The organism is Streptococcus sp. 477 (genome assembly GCF_013277295.1).
Classification (GTDB): Bacteria; Bacillota; Bacilli; order Lactobacillales; family Streptococcaceae; genus Streptococcus; species Streptococcus pseudopneumoniae.
Genome location: NZ_VMMQ01000013.1, coordinates 90555 through 110016, shown reverse-complemented (window position 1 = coordinate 110016; position 19462 = coordinate 90555). Strand labels below are relative to the sequence as shown.

The following is a 19462-nucleotide window of genomic DNA, read 5'->3' as shown; positions in this document are numbered from 1 at the left end:
AGTAACCATACCTACGGCAAGGCGAAGCTGACGTGGTTTGAAGAGATTTTTGGAAAGTATTAACACCTACAGACAAGCCTGACGATAGCAAGAACTACCCTACTCGATAGGTATCGGCTTTTGCTTTCTGAAAAAAATTATTTTAAGCAATTTGACAAAGCTAGCAACAAAAAATTCTATAAATATTTCCATGATAAAACGCATAGTATCAAGTCTTCTTAATCCCCTGATACTATGCGTGTTTGTGATTTTTAAGATTTTGTGCCTAGAGTCGACTCCTTATTTTAGATATTTGAAAGGAATCTCACTCCCACAGAGCCAGTTATAAACATGGTCATTGACAAAAACATTCATGGCTTCGTGGGCATACTCAGGCATGATGCGATAAGCCTTATCGCAGATCAAACGATTGTAAATCGCAAACTGGGTAATGGGATAGCAAACATCGTCGTCCAAGCCCGTAATCATCTTAACCTCACCTTGGATACGATGGGCAAGATTTTTGACATCGATATAGGCAAGGGTCGCCATGATTTCCTCCTCTGTTTCATGAAAAGGATCGTGGAACTTGAAATAACGGAAAAGTTCATCATAAGCCTCACTAGTATTGCCAATCTCAATCACCCGTCTGAAGTCTGACAAGAAGGGATAGATGGAAACTGTTTTCTGAATTCGAGGATTGAGCGCTGCTGCAACCAAAGCTAGAGCACCACCTTGAGAGGCACCATAGCTAGAAAGACGCTTCTCATCTACCTCAGGCAGATTAGCAATAATTTCAACCAACTGGTAAATATCCAGATAAACATCCTTATAAAAGAGGTGATCCCGACCCTCCACAGCACCACGGATAATATGTCCCTTAACCGTATTTCCTAGAGGAGAACGCAAACCGTCTTGTGAATAGCCCGACTGGCCTCGAACATCCATGGAAACAACACCGTAACCAGCTACGGTGAAGCCCAGCATGTCGGCCCAATCCCAGCCACGTCCCATATAACCATGAAAATGGAAGATTAGTGGAACCTTCTCCTCACTCTTTGGAAGAACAATGCGTGCATAAACCTTTCCTTCCTTGCTTCCTTCAAATGTTAACTCATAGCACTTGACTTGAGGAATGTGGAAATCTCTTTCCTCCAAGTGGTAGGATGGAGGTGTGGAAACATTTTTCACTTCCCCATCCCAGAAAGCATCAAAGTCTTCCGGAACCTCATCCCTTCCTCTATAGGTCTTAATTTCTTCTAGCAAAGCTGGATTTTTCATAGCATGCTCCTTTTATTTTGTAATCGTTACCACAACTGTAGCATATCTATGTAATCAATGCAAGAAAGAAGGGTAAATAGAAAGTGAATTTAGCTTTTCCTCCTTCAAGCCTATTGACTGAAAGTAGTTTTAGAAACGAAAAAAGAGCATTTCGCTCTTCTTCCTTTATTCAATCTTAGTTTTTTGCTTCTTTCTTTTGAAAAGTGCTTGGGTAATTTACTTTAATCGTTACTGTCATATGAGAGTCCTCGTTTCTTTTTGATGACTCTAGTATAAGGGCCAAACCTGAAAGCTAGCTTAAGTTTTCCTTAGAGAAAGCTTAATCCAGATGTTCTTTCTTTTCCAGATGAAAGGCAATCATGCGCCACTCTGGATCCTCTTGCCAGCCTTCAATAGAACTAATGTAACTAGCAACTTTTCTTGCTTCTTCTAAAATCGGAAAATCCTCGATAATATCAGCCACTTGGAACTCTGGAAGCCCTGACTGTCTGGTTCCAAAAATCTCACCAGAACCACGCATTTTCAAATCTTCCTCCGCAAGGACAAAACCATTGGTGGTTTCTGTCATGATGCGCATGCGGTCGTTCCCAGAATCAGTCTTGGGATTGGCAACGAGAACAGCATAGGACTGCTTGTCCCCCCGACCGACACGACCTCTAAGCTGGTGAAGCTGACTGAGACCGAAGCGGTCGGCATCCATGATAATCATGACCGTAGCATTAGGAACGTTGACCCCAACCTCGATAACCGTCGTCGAAACCAGAATATCCGTCTTTCTCTCTTTGAAATCCTGCATGATCTGGTCCTTTTCGTCACTCTTCATCTTACCATGTAGAAGAGCCACCTCTGCCTTGCCTGCAAAATGAGCCGTCAACTCCTCTGATAAGGCAATGGCATTTTTCAGATCTAGAGCTTCTGATTCTTCAATCAAGGGAGAGATGACATAGGCTTGAGAACCTTTTTGAATTTCCCCCTCTAACCAAGTCAAGACCTGAGGTAAGTGCTCATGCTTGATCCAGCGTGTCACAATAGGCTTCCGACCTGCTGGCATCTGGTCGATAATGGAAACATCCATATCTCCGAAGGCTGTGATGGCCAGCGTCCGTGGAATGGGAGTCGCCGTCATCATGAGGACATCTGGATTGTCGCCTTTTTCCCGTAAAATACGCCTTTGCCCCACACCAAAACGGTGCTGTTCATCGATGATAATCAAGCCAAGGCGAGCATAATCCACTCCATCCTGAATCAGAGCGTGGGTTCCGATAATCAAATCAGCCTCACCCTTGGCAATGGTCTCCAAGACTTCTCTCTTTTCTGCAGCTTTTAAGGAACCTGTCAAGAGAGCCAGTTTTAGGTCTGGAAAGAGACTCTGTAGACTCTCAAAGTGTTGCTCTGCGAGAATTTCTGTTGGTACCATGAGGGCTGATTGGTAGCCAGCTGTCACTGCCGCAAACATAGCCAAGCCAGCGACCACCGTTTTTCCGCTCCCCACATCCCCTTGCAAGAGACGATTCATGTGGTGATCCGACTTCATGTCTGTCAAAATTTCCTGTAAACTCTTTTCTTGAGCTGGGGTCAAGGAAAAAGGTAGATTTTCTTTAACTACTGTCACTTTTTCCTGAGACCAATTCAGAACCAGACCACTTCCCTGAACTCTATTTTCAGACTTGAGCGTCTGCAATTGCATTTGAAAATAAAAGAGTTCCTCAAATTTGATACGGCGAAGAGCCTGCTTGTATTCTGCCAAATCCTTGGGGAAATGCATGGCACGAACAGCCTGACAACGGGACATGAGTTTGTATTTGTCCAGCAAAGACTGGGGAAGATTTTCCTCAATCAAGAGGTCCAGTCCCTGATCAAAGGCTGTCTTGATAACTTTGACCAGACTGGCCTGACTGATTCCCTGAGCCAGACGATAGACAGGCTGGAGGTCATCTTCTACCTGAGCCAGAACCTTCATCCCAGTCAGACTAGCCTTAGCGCGGTCCCATTTTCCAAAGACAGCAAGAGTTGCTCCCAACTCTATCTTATCAGCTAGATAAGGCTGGTTAAAGAAGTTCACCGCAAAAACGACTTCTCCCTGTTTGAGGCTAAAACGCAGGCGATTGCGCTTAAAACCATAATACTGGACACTGGCAGGAGTCACGACTTGACCAGAAAGAACTGCCTTTTCACCGTCTTCCAGATCTAGCACCTGCTTAGTCTTAAAATCTTCATAACGGAAAGGAAAGTAGAGCAAGAGATCTTGCAAATTTTCAATTCCTAGTTTGGCGTATTTTTCTGCTGACTTTGGTCCCACACCAGGTAAGACATGCAAGGGTTGATGTAGATTCATGCTCCACTCCTTTCTTTTCTAATCATATTCTCTCGGAATGCGGTCGCTGAGAAGACAAACCACCTCATAGTTAATAGTCCCACGGTAGGACGCTACCTGAGTTGCAGTGATTTCCTTATCCCCATTGGAGCCAATCAAGGTTACCTTGGTTCCGAGTGGGTAAGGCTTAGGCAATCGAATAGTGATTTGGTCCATCGAAACCCTGCCGACAATTGGGCAAGCTTGGCCATCTACCAAGACAGAGAAATTTTCCATGTCTCTTGTCCATCCATCTGCATAGCCGATTGGCACGGTCGCGATGACCTGCTCGCTATCTGCCTGATAGGTCGCCCCGTAGCCCATGCAAGCTCCAGCTGAAACTGTCTTGACATGAACCAGAGCAGACTCCAAGGTCAAGGCTGGAATCAAGTCATAGGGTAAATCCAAGACCTCTCCGCTAGGATTAAGACCATACATGGCATCTCCCATACGGATCGCATTAAAAATAGTCTCTGCATGCCAAAGGGTCGTTGCCGAATTACTGGCATGAACCAGCTCTGGAAGACCTTTCATACTTGATAGAATGGTTTTAAACCGTTCTAACTGGGCATTAAAATAGTCATCTGATTCCTCATCAGCAGTCGCAAAGTGGGTAAAGATTCCTTCAACACGAACACCGTGTTGTTGGAGCAAGTCTTGAGCCTGATCAGCCTCACTAGCCTCTCTAAAACCAATCCGTCCCATCCCTGAGTCAATCTTGAGGTGAACTGTCAATCCAGTTAGGTCCGCTTCCTTATCTAAGAGTGCTTGAATCCACTCCAGTCCAGCCACTGTCAAGGTGATGTCATATTCTTTAGCTAGAGCAACAACTTCTAGCTCAGAAACTCCTAAAATGAGGATTGGCTTGCTGAGTCCAGCTTGTCTGAGTTCAATAGCTTCATCAATATTGGAAACGCAGAAGCCATCGACATCATCTTGAATCGCATTGGCAACAGCTACTGCCCCATGCCCATAGGCATTGGCTTTGACCACTGCCCACTTGAGTGTCCCCTCAGGGATATGAGCCCCCATTTGCTGAATATTGTGTCGAATAGCTCCCAGATGAATCAGAGCCTTGGTTGGTCTATGCGGACTAGCTTGCATGATTTTCCTCCAAAATGACACTGGCTGTCACAAACTGATCGGTATGGCTGATAGATAGCCAAATTTTTCCTGAAAATGGTGACTGACTAAAATAAGGCGCCCCGCGTTCATTGTTTAAGACTTCTAAATCCTGAAAACCGAGCTTGCCAATTCCCGTTCCCATGGCCTTGGAAAAGGCTTCTTTAGCCGACCAGCGACCAGCCAAATATTCGATTTGCCTGCGCCCTTTAAGACTGTTAAACCGTTCCATTTCCTTGGCTGTCAGCACGCGCTTGGCAAAGCCTTCATGTCGTGCAGCCGCTCTTTCTATCGAAGCCAATTCTTCGATGTCAATTCCGTGTCCAACTATCATTCTCATCAAAAGGAGTTGAGATTCCCCAACTCCATCCTTTTCACTTATTCTGCCAAGGTAGCATAGATTTCTTCTACCAAAGCCTCTGTATTTTCCCAACCTAGGCAAGGATCTGTAATAGAGCAGCCAAAGACCTCTGGTTGGTTTTGACGACCATCTGCTAGGTAAGATTCAATCATAAATCCTCGAACTGTCTTTTTAATTTTCTCATTCCAATCACGATTTTGCAAGGTCTGGCGAACAATTCGAATCTGCTCCATATACTGCTTGCCTGAGTTATCATGGTTGGTATCAATGAGGATAAAGGGATTTTCAAGTCCCATGGTTTCATAGCGTTCAATGGCTTGGAGTAGGTTTTCATAGTAGTAATTCGGCATATAATTGCCATACTCGTTAACTGCTCCACGGAGGATGACATGGGACAAAGGATTACCTGAAGTCTCAACTTCCTGCCCATGATAAAGGAAGGTTTGCTTATTTTGAGCAGCATAGATGGCGTTAAACATAACACCCAAATTTCCTGAGGTTGGATTTTTCATCCCTACTGGTGCATCAATCCCAGAAGCCACAAAGCGGTGCTCTTGGTCTTCCACAGAACGAGCTCCAACAGCATGGTAGCTGACCAAGTCATCCACCAAAATTAGATTTGACGGATAAAGCATCTCATCTGCCGTCGTCAAACCAGTCTCTGTAATCACTCGGTAGTGCAACTGGCGCACAGCCTGCAAACCGTTAATCAGGCTTGGAGCCTTAGAAGTGTCTGGCTGGTGAACCAACCCTTTATAGCCGTCTCCGTTGGTACGAGGCTTAGCAGTATAAACGCGCATAACCATGAAAATCTTGTCCGCTACCTTCTTTTGCAAGGCTGACAAGCGGCGGGCATATTCCAAGACAGCTTCTTCATTATCAGAAGAGCAAGGACCAATTACCAAAAGGAGACGGTCATCTTCCCCTGAAATAATGTCTGCCAATTCCCTGTCACGGCTTTCCTTGAGTCTCAAGGCTTCCGCAGACAATTGGGTTTCAGCCTTAATGACTTCCATATCGATTTCTTGACCTTTTTCAATAAATGCCATCTTATTCTCCTAACGTTTTGTAAATTTCTCTGACAAGAGCTTCTGTGTTATCCCAACCCAAGCAAGGGTCTGTGATAGACTTACCAAATACTTCTGGCTCATTTTGTCGACCATCTTCCAGATAAGACTCAATCATAAAACCACGAACGAACTGCTTAATTTTTTCATTCCAAGCACGGTTAATCAAGGTCTGGCGGACAATTCGGATCTGTTCAATATACTGCTTACCAGAATTGTCATGATTGGTATCAATGATGATAAAAGGATTTTCCAAGCCCATTTTCTCATACTGGGCAATGGTCTCAATTAAATTGTCATAATAGTAGTTGGGAATATTGTTACCATACTCATTAAGAGCACCACGAAGAATAGCGTGTGAAAGCGGGTTCCCAGTTGTTTCTACTTCTTTTCCTAAGAAAAGGAAACTTTGTTTGTTTTGAGCAGCATAAATCCCATTAAACATGACATTGAGATTTCCAGAGGTTGGATTTTTAAAACCAGTAGAAAATCCTGCCCCACTTGCCACAAAGCGGTGTTGCTGGTCTTCAACTGAACGGGCACCAACTGCCATGTAAGAAATCAAATCATCTACAAGCGGAAGGTTTTCAGGATAAAGCATTTCATCAGCAGTTGTCATCCCTGTTTCTGTGATGACACGATAGTGAAGATGGCGAACGGCTTTGATTCCATTGATAAGACTAGGCGCTTCTGTCGCGTTAGGCTGGTGAATCAAGCCCTTATAGCCATCTCCGTTGGTACGGGGTTTGGCAGTATAAACACGCATAACCATAAAGATACGATCTGCCACTTCTTCTTGTAGGACTGCCAAACGCTTAGCGTATTCAAGGACAGCTTCTTCGTTGTCAGATGAGCACGGACCGATTACCAAGAGAATTCGCTGGTCTTCTCCACGCATGATGGCTTCTAGCTCTTGATCGCGCTGTGATTTTCTCTCCAAAGCTTGGCCTTCTAATTTTGATAAGGCACGAACTTCTTCGATATTTATTTTAGGACTTTTTGCTGTAAATACCATAAGTCATCTCCTTATAAAGCAAACGGATACCAAGTAAAAATTTACTTTTCACAAGATATCCGCCTCTAAACTATCTCATTTTATTGTCTTTTACCGTGACAATTTTTAAACTTCTTACCAGAACCACATGGGCAAAGTTGATTGCGTCCAATCTGGCTCAAATCCAAATCTTCTGGCATACTTGCTTGGTGAGCAGCGATATTGCGAGTCGCTGTTGTACTGATATGGCGTTCTGCCTGTGGTCTTTCTTGTTCATGAATTTGTGCTTTCATCATCAAGCGTGTCACATCAAACTCAATCGAACCAATCATATCATTAAACATACGGAAACCTTCTGCCTGATACTCAACAACAGGGTTGTTCTGAGCATAACCACGAAGTCCAACCGCGTTACGCAATTGATCAAGGGCATCGATATGATCTGTCCACTTGTTATCCACCACTCGTAGAATCAAAACTTTTTGGAATTCTTTAACTGCTTCTTCATCGCGTAGTTTTGAAACCTGACTATCATAAACCTTCAAGGCACGTTGAAAAAGCTCTTCCTTGATGGCCTTATCAGACAAGCCTGACAAATCTTCCATCGTAATAGAATCTTCTGGAAGCAAGTTGTACTTAGCAAAGTTCAAAATTGCTTCAAGTTTTTCATCTTGTTTGGCACGCGCATGACCATCGACGACACGTTCAATCGTGCGTTTGTGCATAGCCTGAATTTCAGGTGCCAAGTCACGGTCTGCAGTGATGACATCGTAACGTTGAGCATAGATAATCTCACGTTGTTCACGCATGACATCGTCGTATTGAAGGACTTGTTTACGGGTATCGTAGTTATTTCCTTCGACACGTTTCTGAGCTGCCTCAACCTGACGCGTCAACATACGAGACTCAATGGCCTCTTCAGACATATTCAAGCGTTCAAATATGCCTTTCAAGCGTTCAGAACCAAAACGTTTCATCAAATCATCTTCAAGAGAGAGGTAGAATTGTGACTCACCTGGATCTCCTTGACGACCTGAACGTCCACGAAGCTGGTTATCGATACGACGACTTTCATGACGTTCTGTACCAATCACACAAAGTCCTCCAAGTTCACGAACACCTTCACCAAGCTTGATGTCGGTACCACGACCCGCCATGTTGGTTGCGATGGTAACGGCACCACGTTGACCAGCATTCATGATGATTTGGGCTTCTCTATAGTGATTTTTGGCATTCAAGACTTCGTGAGGAACACCAGCTGCGACCAATTTCTTAGAAATATAGTCACTAGTTTCAACCGCTACTGTACCAACCAAGACAGGCTGACCCTTTTGGTAACGAGCCTTAACGTCTTCGACAACCGCTTTAAACTTAGATTCGATACTTGCATAAAGAAGGTCTGAGTGGTCAATCCGTTGAACAGGACGGTTTGTTGGGATTGGAATCACACGAATGTTGTAGATTTCACGGAATTCTTCTTCTTCAGTCTTACCTGTACCCGTCATACCAGACAATTTCTTGTACATACGGAAAAGGTTTTGATACGTGATTGAGGCAGATGTCTTGGTTTCATCCTGGATTGGCACACCTTCTTTGGCTTCAATAGCTTGGTGCAAGCCATCAGAATAACGACGACCTTCCATGGTACGACCTGTAAATTGGTCGACAATCAAGATTTCTTGCTCTTCGCTCACCACATAGTCAATATCGAGAAGCATGATGTAGTTGGCACGAAGGGCGTTATCGATAAAGTGAGTCAAAGCCACGTTTTCGATGTCATAGAGATTTTCAAGCTTGAAGTAGCTTTCAGCCTTGTCAATCCCTGAATCAGACAAACCAATAGTCTTAGACTGCACATCGATGATGTAGTCGTCTTTGTCCAACGATTTTACATAGTGGTCTGCCATATGGTAGAGCTGACTGGTTTCAACTGCATTAGCACCTGATACAATCAAAGGTGTACGGGCCTCGTCAATCAAGATAGAGTCAACCTCATCGACCAAGGCATAGTTAAGCGGACGTTGTACCATGTTTTCAGCACGAACGACCATGTTGTCACGAAGGTAGTCAAATCCGATTTCTGAGTTGGTTGAGTAAGTAATATCACACTCATAGGCTTCTTTTTTCTCCATTGGAGATTTGGCAGCCAAGTTAATCCCTACTGACAAACCAAGCCATGAGTACAATTCACCCATCTCAGTCGCGTCACGTTCTGATAGGTATTCGTTAACCGTAACTACGTGAACCCCTTTGCCTGAAAGGGCATTGAGGTATACCGGCATAGTCGCAGTCAAGGTTTTCCCTTCCCCTGTACGCATCTCTGGCACGTCACCATGGTGAAGAACGATTCCCCCCATGACCTGAACCTTATATGGGAAGAGACCTAGGACACGTTTGGCACCCTCACGGACAACCGCAAATGCTTCATAAAGCAATGAATCCAGCGATTCTCCATTTTGATAACGTTCTTTAAATTCAACTGTTTTTGCTTTTAGTTGGTCATCAGTCAAAGCAGCCATTTGGTCTTCGTATTTGAAAACCTTGTCAGCCATCTTTTCCAGACGACGGATTTCTCCTTTATCATTTTCGATAATTGTTTTTAAAATATTAGCCATGTTTTTCCTTACTTTAAATTCCGAATATTTTAGAATGTTCTTTTAATTTTAGCACAATTACTGATTATTTTCAAGGAAGAATCCCCATTTTGAAAAGGAAAAAGAGGCTAGTTTTCAAGCTAACCTATCTGACTTTTATGATACTTTAATTGCCAAGAATCGGCAAAATAGCAAATAGGATAAATAAGTTAATCCAAAGAGAAAGACAGCAGATCAATCCAAAAACAAAGAGACTGACTTTCTTGGACAGCAAGGCCATCAAAATGGACAGAATGCCAAAAACTAGCAAGACTTTCTGTATGCTGAAGAGGTCAATCTTCCCCCCAGAATCGGACTGCCCCAAGGAAGAAAGAAGAAAGCAATCCATATTAACAGAACTAAACCAATATAGACCTTGGAATAGCGTGTAATAAATGATTTTAGATGTACCATAAGCTACCTCCTAAGCTTGTATATCTTTTGAATACTGTATATGCCCATTTTCGACAACTAATACATCTGTACAAAGGTCTGAAATATCTTCCGATATGTGTGATGTCAGGATAACCAGACCATTTTCTTTTTTAAGGTAAGATAAAATGACCTGTTTGGTTAACCTCACACTCTTCTCATCCAAAGCATTCATAGGTTCATCGAGAAAGAGTATAGATGGTTCGGCAATAAAGGCTTGGATCAAAGCCATTTTTTGTTTCGTTCCTAAGGATAAATGACGGTACTCAACGTCTTCAAATTCCTGTAAATCATAGTATTGAATCCAATCGGCAATTCTTTTTTCCGTAACTTTAGATGAAAAATACCTTAACAGTTCCAAATTTTCTCTCAGGGATAAATGAGATAGAAACTCTACCTTTTCAATTAAAATCCCTGCATCCTGAATATAATGATTTTTTACCCCGTAAACTTTGCCATCTTGAAGAACTTTTCCTTTGTCAAGCTTAATATAACCAGCAAGTGCCTTTAAAAGAACCGTCTTGCCAGATCCATTATCACCTTTAAGGCCATAAATTTTTCCTGATTGAAAGACAAGATTTAACTGATTTAAAATAGGTCTTTTCCCATAAATTTTCTGTCCATTTATAATTTCAAGTCTCATCGTTTATCCTTTCTTAAATTTCTCTTCCAAGCGACTAACAATCAAGATAACTAATAAACTTAAGAGTCCTAAATACACTGTTACAATATGATCCATCATCCATTCTTGTCCCACAAATGCTAAAAAATAGAGAAAAAAGGAAAAACCAGCGCCCGCACTAATCAGTGCTATCAGATAAGACAGTAGCAAGTACAACATCATTAACTGAGCAAGTAAAAAGAAAAGTACGACTGTTTTGAAATGAATTCCTAGAGGAAGTAAACCAAGGAACCAGACAAATAAATCTTGAGTAAAAAATTTAGAGATGACAACCAATCGTTTCCTTGTATAATCGAAAAAGGAGCTTGATTGATAGCGAATCAAGTGATGGTAATGGTCTGCCAAATCAGTTTCAAGCAAAATAACAGAGAGCCATCCTACCATGAAAAGCGAAAGGTTTAACAAGAGTTTGGGGATTTCTAAATTCACTTCAGAATAGTCATTATAGGAAAAGATTGAAATCAATTCTCTCTTGAAAAAGAGAAAAACATCCTGCTTTTGAACCGCTGTTGACAATAGATAGTTTATCAAAATCATCATCAGAACTATACGAAGTAGTAAAACGATCTTTCTCTTTAGCAAAATATTGTTAAAATTCTTAAACATTATCTTCATATTTTTCAAGCACCATATAAGGGACAATATAAAGGATATAAGGAGTAAAGAGTTTCATCAAACTGACATCCCCATAGCTAGCTTGCATCAAACTCGTCATAGGAACCATATAGTAAGGCAAGGCACTATAGAGTAACATAGAACCAAGCCAAAGAAACATCAAATAGGCAATTGCCGAACGAGTCACATTCCCTAAATAATCAACTATTTTTAAAAAATAGACTGCATTGATGAAAATACCGATTAGTAGGACACAAGTAAAGAACAAATAGCTTGTTATCTCTCCATCTAGGAGCCTTTGTAAACTACTCCCATCAGAAAATAGAGAATTCCATTCAAGAGGAGAAAAAGTCCCAAAGAAATAAGTTAAAATTGCAATTATCAGCACAGTCACTAAATATATCACACAAGGGATACTTGCAACTTGCAAAGTCAACTTTCTTTTTACCCCTTGATAACTCACTTCTCTTCCAATACTCAATCGTAAAACTTTATTTTTCAGCTCAATATATTGAAAACCTAGCAAAACAATGATGATTGGAATAATAAATGATTGATAAAAACCTAGATTGAACTGGAGAATACGAAAATCTAATGCTGATTTTAATAAGTCATTTTTAATTGCTTGTCCATCGAATTTAGCTAGATCGGGCGCATGAATATCAAAAAAGAAATAAGTCATCAAAACATCACGATAAACCAAAGCAAGAAAAAGCAAAGTAAGCAAGACATAAACAAATTTATGCCTTGCCAAAGTTAAGAGAGGAATCTTCATAAGCCACCTCCTATTAAAAAACCGATATAAATCAATGCCTCCCCGCTTTAGACTTCCCTAACTCCTTTCTTAGTCTAAGCATTTTTTTGAAACAAGAATAAGTTAACCTATTCAGACCAATAGCTAGCAGAATAAAAAGAAACCAAATGCCCCATAACTTGATATCTGTCAAATTTCTCAAGACGATATTGAAAAACAGAACTGAAATAACTGTCCAAGCAAGGCTAAAAAGAGCATAGAGGGGGATGTAAAACCAGTAAAAATAGTAAAAAATTGGGAAAAATTTACTTTCTCTATTATCCTTTTCAATCCAATTGAAAAAGTAAAACCAGGGCAATAAGATTATAAATTTAAACAAATGTTTCATCGATACCTCCTTTTTGATAGCGTTTTCTATTATTTTATTATATCAAAAAAATCCGGAACTGTCATTCCAGATTCTACTTTTTTATTTGCGTTTTCTTGCGATGAGATGAATCGGTGTTCCCTCAAAAACAAAGGCCTTGCGGATTTGATTTTCCAAGAAACGCAGGTAAGAAAAGTGCATGAGTTCTTCTTCATTGACAAAGATGACAAAGGTTGGTGGTTTGGTTGCCACTTGGGTCGCATAGAAAATCTTGAGACGTTTTCCTTTGTCTGTCGGTGTTGGGTTGATGGCAATGGCATCCATGATGACATCGTTCAAGACAGCTGATGGAATACGTGTATTTTGACTTTCGCTGATTTGCTTAATCATCTCAGGAAGTTTGTGGAGACGTTGCTTGGTTAAAGCTGATACAAAGATAATCGGTGCGTAAGGCAGGTATTGGAACTGCTCACGGATATCTTCTTCCCAGTTTTTCATAGTGTGGTTATCTTTTTCAAGCGTATCCCACTTGTTGACCACGATAATCATCCCTTTACCAGCTTCATGAGCAAATCCAGCGATACGCTTGTCGTATTCACGAATCCCCTCTTCCGCATTGATGACCATTAAGACCACATCTGAACGGTCAATAGCACGCATGGCACGCATGACAGAGTACTTCTCAGTATTTTCATAAACCTTACCAGACTTACGCATACCAGCCGTATCAATCATGGTAAACTCTTGACCATCTGTATCTGTAAAGTGGGTATCAATAGCGTCACGAGTTGTTCCAGCAACAGGACTGGCAATGACACGGTCTTCTCCCAAGATAGCATTAATCAAGCTTGATTTTCCAACGTTAGGACGACCAATCAAGCTAAACTTAATGACATCTGGATTTTCTTCTTCATATTCATTTGGAAGGTTTTCCACAATCGCATCTAGTACATCCCCTGTACCGATACCATGGACAGATGAGATAGGCAGTGGTTCACCCAAACCGAGGGCATAGAAATCATAGATATCATTTCGCATCTCAGGGTTGTCCACCTTGTTAACTGCGAGGATAACTGGTTTGTGGGTCTTATAAAGCTTACGGGCTACGTATTCGTCTGCATCGGTAATTCCTTCCTTACCGGACACGACAAAGACGATAACATCTGCTTCTTCCATGGCAATTTCTGCCTGGTGCTTGATTTGTTCCATGAAAGGAGCATCGACATCATCAATTCCTCCTGTATCAATCATGCTAAAAGAACGATTGAGCCACTCACCCGTTGCATAAATACGGTCACGTGTCACTCCTTCGACATCTTCTACAATGGAGATTCGCTCACCAGCGATCCGATTAAATAGGGTTGATTTCCCAACATTGGGACGTCCTACAATGGCAATAGTTGGTAGGGCCATAATTTCTCACTTTCTACAATAATTTCTTCTGTTCAAGATTTTTTCTAGTTGAGCTTGGTTCAGCTTGACCAAACTGTTCTGCTAGACGCTGACTCCAGCTTGTGGTCGCACGCGCCCCAGCATAGTCAGCCTGAACACGGTCATAAGCTTGGATTGCCTCAGTTGACTGTTCTTGGTATTCTTCCTCAAAGACTACATTATCTAGTGGCAGTCTTGGTTTCACATCATGAGTTTGATTTGGAACACCTAGTGCCATCCCAAAGACAGGATAGGTGTAGTCAGGCAGGTTAAAGAGTTCTGCCACTTCTTCTGACTTGTACCGTACCAAGCCAATAATCACACCACCATAACCCAAACTTTCAGCTGCCAGCAGGGCATTTTGTCCAGCCAAAGCCGCATCCACCGAACTAATCAAGAGACCTTCTACACCTTGGGGTTGGAAGGTGTCGGTATGAAGTCGGGCTCCCTTTTCTGCTCGGTTCAAATCTCCGACAAAGAGAAGGAAAACAGCAGACTGGCGAATGGCTTCTTGAGGTACCAATTCATACAAGGCATCTTTCTTCTCTTGACTTCGTACCACAATCACAGAGTAGGATTGGAAATTCTTCCAAGATGATGCCATCTGGGCTGCTGTCAAAATCTCATTTAAGTCTACTTGGGGAATTTCTTGCTCTTTAAACCTGCGCACTGAAGTATGAGCCTTCATCAATTTAATGGTTTCTGTCATCGACGGTTTACTCCTTCTAAACGAGTCTCCTCAGCCAAATAACGGATGCGTTCCATGACCCGTCTGGCTTCCCAGGTTTCGTCATTTCCATGTTTCACTTTCGCAAAATGCTTCTCCAAATCTTCAAAGTTGAAGTTGGATGTGAAAAAGGTCGGTAAATTTTCCTGCATCCGATATTGGAGAATGACCTGCAGGATTTCGTCACGCACCCAAACGGTTGATTGCTCGGCGCCAATATCATCTAAAATCAGGACCTCAGACAGCTTAATCTCATCCACCAAGGTCTTAACATTGCCATCACTGATAGCATTTTTGACATCAATGACAAAGCTAGGATAGTGGAGGAGAGTTGATGAAACACCACGTTTTTCTGATAAATCATGAGCTAAGGCCGCCACCATGAAACTTTTACCCACACCAAAGTCTCCATATAAGTAAAGACCTTTTCGAATAGCTGGATATTGCTCCACGAAGGCTAGTAGCTTTTCAAAAACTGGTAAGCGCCCCAAATCATCCAAGTCAACTTGAGCCAAACTAGCTTTCTTGAGACTGGCTGGTAGATTGATTAACTTGAGACGGTTCTTAATAGCCGCTTCTTTTTCAGCCGCGATTAGCTCAGGAGTTTCTTCATATGAAACATCTGCATAGCCATGATTCTTAACCAAAATCGGCTTGTAGCCTTTGGCAATATAATCCGTATCCCCACGGAGAAACTTGTCACGCTCGGTGATGTACTGATTAAACTTGGAGATACTGCGATTTAATTCCTCTGGAGTCAAGGATTCTTGCTGGATAAAGGCCGCAACATCAGGGTCCTTCATGATTTTCTGGACCAAATCTTGATAATAAAAACGGCTGGGTTGACGTTTGAGTACGTCTCCGACACTTTCCATCTAATCTCCTCCTTTTTCTAATCGAGCTAATAGTTCTTGCTTCTTACGTTCTAGTTCCAGACGAGTTTCCTCGCTGGTTTCATTCTTATATTCAGGATTACTCCATTTAGGAACATTGGTTTTTACTGGGGCAGTCTGATTCTGTTTTTGTGTTTTTGCTTTCTGCCCTCGCTCACGGATGCGCAAGACTGCCTCTTCTGCCGAATGAATCTTTTGATAGGCATAATCATTAGCCACCTTCATGGCATATTTCTCATTGATGTTTGCCGAATCCACCTTATTAAAGGTCAATAAGAGAATGATATTAATGACTTCGTCCAGCAAGCCCAAGCCAGCCATCTGTTGCAAGAGTTCTCTTTCTGTTTGGGTAATGGTTCCCTTGCGTGTTTGCTTGATTTCTGCCAAGAACTGCAGGGCAGTTTTACTTTTGGCTTCTTTGATAATGGTTGTTTCCTTAAGACTAAAGTCAGAGGAAACTGGTTTTTGAGCAATTTTTTCACGCATGCGTTTGGTTGAAATAACCTGAGAAACAGCTGTTGACTTGGCCAATTGATAGGTTTCAAACCAAGTCCATTTCTTCTCCTCGGCAATAGCAAAGAGGTTTAAGACATCGGACTGCTCATCCGCAAAACGAAGTCCATCTCGAGCCATCAGCTGGCGAAAATGTTCCAAGTCAAAATCATTGGCCACTTTCTTCTTGAGACCAAGGTCTTCTTGACTGCCTAGTTCTGCCAATTCTGGAAAGACTTGATTGAGTGAGACAGGTATTTCTTCACCATCAGCACTTTCAACTTTCAAATCCTCCACAGCTACATCGCCAATCTTTTTCTCTAAGAGTCTGCGATAAACAGGATGCCCCAAGAAGTCTTGACTAGATAGAGGAGCATGGAGGGCTAGCTGATAAACATCCCCCTTTTGATAGAGAGTCAAGAGATTAGAAGCAGATAAGATTTTCAATGATTTTATCAGTCTATCCATCCCAAAGTTGAGATGATTGAGGATACTTGAAAAAAGATATTCCTTTCTACCATTATCCCAAAAACTAATCGTATAAAGATAAAGGCTCAGTGCCTCCTGACCGATAATCGGGAGGTAGCACTGTACCAGAGATGAGGTATCTTGCGACACCCGATTATTCTTTAGATAAGAAAAACGGTCAATTGGCTTCATTTATCTTTCCTTTTTCTTTTTAGAGGACTGGGTGATTTGTTGGAGCAAGCTCTCTAACTCACTGACATCCTTAAAACTACGATAGACACTAGCAAAACGTACATAGGTAATCTCGTCCAATTCAGCCAACTCCTCCATGACGAGTGAACCAATGTCCTCACTTTGAATTTCATTTTCATTTCGACCACGGAGTTTCTGTTCGATACGATTGACTACCATGTTGATTTCATCACTTGACACAGGACGTTTCTGGGCTGAGCGGATAATCCCATTAAAGATTTTATCTCTGGAGAATTGTTCCCGTGTGCCATCTTTTTTAACAACCACTAAGGTTCTTTCTTCTACTCGTTCGTAAGTTGTAAAACGGTGTTGGCATTCGTCGCACTCACGTCTTCTACGAATGGTGTTCCCTTCTTCTGCTTGGCGACTATCGATAACACTTGACTTGGTAGCCCCACATTTTGGACAACGCATCCTTTCCCTCCTTATCGTTTTCTTTTCATTATACCATTTTTTAAGCGATTCCCAAAACAATTCTTCTTTTTGCTTGACAAGTTTTTTGTTTTGTTGTATTATTTAATTAAGACAAAAGAATAAGAGAAAGGAGACTAAGATGTCCTGGACATTTGACAACAAAAAACCCATCTATTTACAGATTATGGAGAAAATCAAACTTCAGATTGTTTCCCATACACTGGAACCCAATCAACAACTTCCAACCGTGAGGGAGCTAGCTAGCGAGGCTAGTGTCAATCCCAATACCATCCAAAGAGCCTTATCAGACCTTGAACGAGAAGGATTTGTCTACAGCAAGCGAACAACTGGACGATTTGTGACTAAGGATAAGGAGCTAATCGCTCAGTCACGCAAACAATTATCAGAAGAAGAATTGGAACACTTCGTTTCCTCCATGACCCATTTTGGCTATGAAAAAGAAGAACTACCAGGCGTAGTCAGTGATTATATTAAAGGAGTTTAAGCCTATGTCATTACTAGCATTTGAAAATGTATCCAAATCATATGGAGCAACACCAGCCCTTGAAAATGTTTCTCTTGACATTCCAGCTGGAAAAATTGTCGGCCTTCTTGGGCCAAACGGCTCAGGAAAAACAACCCTGATTAAACTAATTAATGGCCTCTTACAACCAGATCAAGGACGTGTCCTCATCAACGACATGGACCCAAGCCCAGCAACCAAGGCCGTTGTAGCTTATTTGCCTGATACGACCTATCTCAATGAGCAAATGAAGGTCAAAGAAGCCCTAACCTACTTCAAGACCTTCTATAAAGATTTCAATCTTGAACGCGCTCATCATCTACTTGCAGACCTGGGCATTGATGAAAATAGTCGTCTCAAGAAACTATCAAAAGGAAACAAAGAAAAGGTTCAACTGATTTTGGTTATGAGCCGTGATGCTCGTCTCTATGTTTTGGATGAACCCATTGGCGGGGTGGATCCAGCAGCCCGTGCTTATATCCTCAATACCATTATCAACAACTACTCACCAACTTCTACCGTTTTGATTTCTACCCACTTGATTTCTGATATCGAGCCAATCTTGGATGAAATTGTCTTCCTAAAAGACGGAAAAGTCGTCCGTCAAGGAAATGTAGATGATATTCGCTACGAGTCAGGTGAATCCATTGACCAACTCTTCCGTCAGGAATTTAAAGCCTAAGCAAAGGAGATTATTTATGTTTTGGAATTTAGTTCACTACGAATTTAAAAATGTTAACAAGTGGTATTTAGCCCTCTACGCAGCCGTGCTAGTCCTTTCCGTTCCCCTGGGAATGCAAGGACACTACTATTCTTATATATCTTTCAAAGATAGCCAACCTTTCCTATTTATCTTTCTGGCTCTCGTCTTTGGCGGCTTGATAATTACACTGGGGATTTCAACTCTTTTCTTGATTATCAAACGCTTCAAAGGTAGTGTCTATGACCGCCAAGGCTATCTGACTTTGACCTTGCCAGTTTCTGAGCACTATATCATCACAGCTAAATTAGTCGGAGCCTTCATCTGGTCTATACTTAGCTCGGCTGTACTGGCTCTAAGTACTTTTCTTATTGTGACTATAACGGTTCCAGAATGGATGTCACATTATGACTGGTTCCCACTTGTAGGAACATACCTTCCTCAACTCTCTCTTGTGGGGTTATCCCTCCTACTAAATACCATTTCCAGTATCCTCTGCATCTACTTGGCTATTTCCATTGGACAACTGTTCAATGAATATCGTACAGCACTTGCTGTTGTAGCCTACATTGGTATCCAAGTCGTCATTGGCTTTATTGAAGTTTTCTTCAATACCAGTACTAACTTCTATGTCAATTCACTTGCAGGATTTAATGATAATTTCTACATGGGAGCAAGCGTAGGCATTGTTGAAGAACTCATATTCATAGCTATCTTTTACCTCGGAACCTACTACATCTTGAGAAACAAGGTTAATTTGCAATAATTTTAAAATCAAAAAGGATAACATCTCATCACAGAGAGGCTATCCTTTTTGATTTTATCTCATTTTCCGTCTAACTTTATCTTACAGACGAATCCTTCTAACCAATTAATACTCTTCGAAAATCTCTTCAAACTACATCAGCTTCACCTTGCCGTA

19 protein-coding genes and 1 pseudogene are annotated in these 19462 nt (G+C 41.7%); 3 read left to right on the top strand and 17 right to left on the bottom strand.

Going from position 1 to position 19462, the window contains the following annotated elements; all coding sequences use genetic code 11:
* Positions 1–279: 279 nt before the first annotated feature.
* From HT691_RS02350 to nrdR, 17 genes and pseudogenes are all read right to left on the bottom strand, one after another.
* Positions 280–1260: an acetylxylan esterase gene (locus HT691_RS02350; RefSeq protein WP_000795134.1), complete on the bottom strand. Its 981-nt coding sequence runs from the start codon at positions 1258–1260 to the stop codon at positions 280–282.
* A gap of 319 nt (positions 1261–1579) precedes the next feature.
* Complete coding sequence (gene recG, locus HT691_RS02345; protein ID WP_054392976.1) at positions 1580–3595, bottom strand: ATP-dependent DNA helicase RecG; 2016 nt, start codon at positions 3593–3595, stop codon at positions 1580–1582.
* Between the two features lie 18 nt (positions 3596–3613).
* Positions 3614–4717: an alanine racemase gene (alr, locus tag HT691_RS02340; protein WP_023935689.1), complete on the bottom strand. Its 1104-nt coding sequence runs from the start codon at positions 4715–4717 to the stop codon at positions 3614–3616.
* Positions 4707–5069: a holo-ACP synthase gene (gene acpS, locus HT691_RS02335; protein WP_031233486.1), complete on the bottom strand. Its 363-nt coding sequence runs from the start codon at positions 5067–5069 to the stop codon at positions 4707–4709. Before acpS ends, alr begins: the two co-directional genes overlap by 11 nt.
* Before the next feature lie 44 nt (positions 5070–5113).
* On the bottom strand, positions 5114–6145 hold the full coding sequence (locus HT691_RS02330) for a 3-deoxy-7-phosphoheptulonate synthase (protein WP_000864063.1): 1032 nt from the start codon (positions 6143–6145) through the stop codon (positions 5114–5116).
* Position 6146: 1 nt separating this feature from the next.
* On the bottom strand, positions 6147–7178 hold the full coding sequence (locus HT691_RS02325) for a 3-deoxy-7-phosphoheptulonate synthase (RefSeq protein ID WP_000232197.1): 1032 nt from the start codon (positions 7176–7178) through the stop codon (positions 6147–6149).
* Between the two features lie 80 nt (positions 7179–7258).
* Positions 7259–9772: a preprotein translocase subunit SecA gene (gene secA / locus HT691_RS02320; RefSeq protein ID WP_001274079.1), complete on the bottom strand. Its 2514-nt coding sequence runs from the start codon at positions 9770–9772 to the stop codon at positions 7259–7261.
* Between the two features lie 145 nt (positions 9773–9917).
* A pseudogene (locus HT691_RS02315) lies at positions 9918–10204 on the bottom strand (hypothetical protein).
* Between the two features lie 10 nt (positions 10205–10214).
* On the bottom strand, positions 10215–10865 hold the full coding sequence (locus tag HT691_RS02310; protein ID WP_054392977.1) for an ABC transporter ATP-binding protein: 651 nt from the start codon (positions 10863–10865) through the stop codon (positions 10215–10217).
* 3 nt (positions 10866–10868) lie between these two features.
* Positions 10869–11510, bottom strand: coding sequence for a hypothetical protein (locus HT691_RS02305; protein ID WP_007284818.1), 642 nt, complete (start codon positions 11508–11510; stop codon positions 10869–10871).
* Positions 11503–12294, bottom strand: a complete 792-nt coding sequence (locus tag HT691_RS02300; protein ID WP_000701281.1) for a hypothetical protein — start codon at positions 12292–12294, stop codon at positions 11503–11505. The genes HT691_RS02305 and HT691_RS02300 overlap by 8 nt, the downstream gene beginning before the upstream one ends.
* A 31-nt stretch (positions 12295–12325) precedes the next feature.
* The gene (locus tag HT691_RS11235) at positions 12326–12661 is read right to left on the bottom strand and encodes a hypothetical protein (protein WP_000681324.1); all 336 of its coding nucleotides are present in this window, start codon (positions 12659–12661) and stop codon (positions 12326–12328) included.
* A gap of 81 nt (positions 12662–12742) precedes the next feature.
* On the bottom strand, positions 12743–14053 hold the full coding sequence (gene der, locus HT691_RS02295; protein WP_001207696.1) for a ribosome biogenesis GTPase Der: 1311 nt from the start codon (positions 14051–14053) through the stop codon (positions 12743–12745).
* Positions 14054–14066: 13 nt separating this feature from the next.
* A complete protein-coding gene (locus HT691_RS02290) occupies positions 14067–14780 on the bottom strand; it encodes an NADPH-dependent oxidoreductase (protein WP_000140846.1) in 714 nt (237 codons plus the stop codon).
* Positions 14777–15673 carry a primosomal protein DnaI gene (gene dnaI, locus HT691_RS02285; protein WP_000446531.1) on the bottom strand — a complete coding sequence of 299 codons (897 nt, stop codon included), beginning with the start codon at positions 15671–15673 and terminating at the stop codon, positions 14777–14779. Before dnaI ends, HT691_RS02290 begins: the two co-directional genes overlap by 4 nt.
* The gene (locus HT691_RS02280) at positions 15674–16843 is read right to left on the bottom strand and encodes a replication initiation and membrane attachment family protein (RefSeq protein ID WP_172923196.1); all 1170 of its coding nucleotides are present in this window, start codon (positions 16841–16843) and stop codon (positions 15674–15676) included.
* Positions 16844–17317, bottom strand: a complete 474-nt coding sequence (nrdR, locus tag HT691_RS02275; RefSeq protein ID WP_001203672.1) for a transcriptional regulator NrdR — start codon at positions 17315–17317, stop codon at positions 16844–16846.
* Between the two features lie 139 nt (positions 17318–17456).
* Here nrdR and HT691_RS02270 point away from each other — a divergent pair, with 139 nt between their 5' ends.
* The 3 genes from HT691_RS02270 to HT691_RS02260 are packed head-to-tail and all read left to right on the top strand — an operon-like array spanning position 17457 to position 19306.
* Complete coding sequence (locus HT691_RS02270) at positions 17457–17822, top strand: GntR family transcriptional regulator (RefSeq protein ID WP_016398878.1); 366 nt, start codon at positions 17457–17459, stop codon at positions 17820–17822.
* Between the two features lie 4 nt (positions 17823–17826).
* Positions 17827–18522: an ABC transporter ATP-binding protein gene (locus HT691_RS02265; protein ID WP_000054201.1), complete on the top strand. Its 696-nt coding sequence runs from the start codon at positions 17827–17829 to the stop codon at positions 18520–18522.
* A gap of 16 nt (positions 18523–18538) precedes the next feature.
* Positions 18539–19306 carry a hypothetical protein gene (locus tag HT691_RS02260; protein ID WP_172923198.1) on the top strand — a complete coding sequence of 256 codons (768 nt, stop codon included), beginning with the start codon at positions 18539–18541 and terminating at the stop codon, positions 19304–19306.
* The last annotated feature ends 156 nt before the right edge of the window (positions 19307–19462 follow it).

Excerpts from the sequence above, each read along its gene's own strand:
- acpS (WP_031233486.1), bottom strand. The coding sequence starts at position 5,069 with ATGATAGTTGGACACGGAATTGACATCGAAGAATTGGCTTCGATAGAA.
- HT691_RS02305 (WP_007284818.1), bottom strand. The coding sequence starts at position 11,510 with ATGTTTAAGAATTTTAACAATATTTTGCTAAAGAGAAAGATCGTTTTA.
- secA (WP_001274079.1), bottom strand. The coding sequence starts at position 9,772 with ATGGCTAATATTTTAAAAACAATTATCGAAAATGATAAAGGAGAAATC.
- HT691_RS02310 (WP_054392977.1), bottom strand. The coding sequence starts at position 10,865 with ATGAGACTTGAAATTATAAATGGACAGAAAATTTATGGGAAAAGACCT.
- HT691_RS02350 (WP_000795134.1), bottom strand. The coding sequence starts at position 1,260 with ATGAAAAATCCAGCTTTGCTAGAAGAAATTAAGACCTATAGAGGAAGG.
- HT691_RS02300 (WP_000701281.1), bottom strand. The coding sequence starts at position 12,294 with ATGAAGATTCCTCTCTTAACTTTGGCAAGGCATAAATTTGTTTATGTC.
- HT691_RS02265 (WP_000054201.1), top strand. The coding sequence starts at position 17,827 with ATGTCATTACTAGCATTTGAAAATGTATCCAAATCATATGGAGCAACA.
- HT691_RS11235 (WP_000681324.1), bottom strand. The coding sequence starts at position 12,661 with ATGAAACATTTGTTTAAATTTATAATCTTATTGCCCTGGTTTTACTTT.
- dnaI (WP_000446531.1), bottom strand. The coding sequence starts at position 15,673 with ATGGAAAGTGTCGGAGACGTACTCAAACGTCAACCCAGCCGTTTTTAT.
- HT691_RS02280 (WP_172923196.1), bottom strand. The coding sequence starts at position 16,843 with ATGAAGCCAATTGACCGTTTTTCTTATCTAAAGAATAATCGGGTGTCG.
- HT691_RS02330 (WP_000864063.1), bottom strand. The coding sequence starts at position 6,145 with ATGGCATTTATTGAAAAAGGTCAAGAAATCGATATGGAAGTCATTAAG.
- recG (WP_054392976.1), bottom strand. The coding sequence starts at position 3,595 with ATGAATCTACATCAACCCTTGCATGTCTTACCTGGTGTGGGACCAAAG.
- der (WP_001207696.1), bottom strand. The coding sequence starts at position 14,053 with ATGGCCCTACCAACTATTGCCATTGTAGGACGTCCCAATGTTGGGAAA.
- nrdR (WP_001203672.1), bottom strand. The coding sequence starts at position 17,317 with ATGCGTTGTCCAAAATGTGGGGCTACCAAGTCAAGTGTTATCGATAGT.
- HT691_RS02260 (WP_172923198.1), top strand. The coding sequence starts at position 18,539 with ATGTTTTGGAATTTAGTTCACTACGAATTTAAAAATGTTAACAAGTGG.
- HT691_RS02290 (WP_000140846.1), bottom strand. The coding sequence starts at position 14,780 with ATGACAGAAACCATTAAATTGATGAAGGCTCATACTTCAGTGCGCAGG.
- alr (WP_023935689.1), bottom strand. The coding sequence starts at position 4,717 with ATGCAAGCTAGTCCGCATAGACCAACCAAGGCTCTGATTCATCTGGGA.
- HT691_RS02270 (WP_016398878.1), top strand. The coding sequence starts at position 17,457 with ATGTCCTGGACATTTGACAACAAAAAACCCATCTATTTACAGATTATG.
- HT691_RS02325 (WP_000232197.1), bottom strand. The coding sequence starts at position 7,178 with ATGGTATTTACAGCAAAAAGTCCTAAAATAAATATCGAAGAAGTTCGT.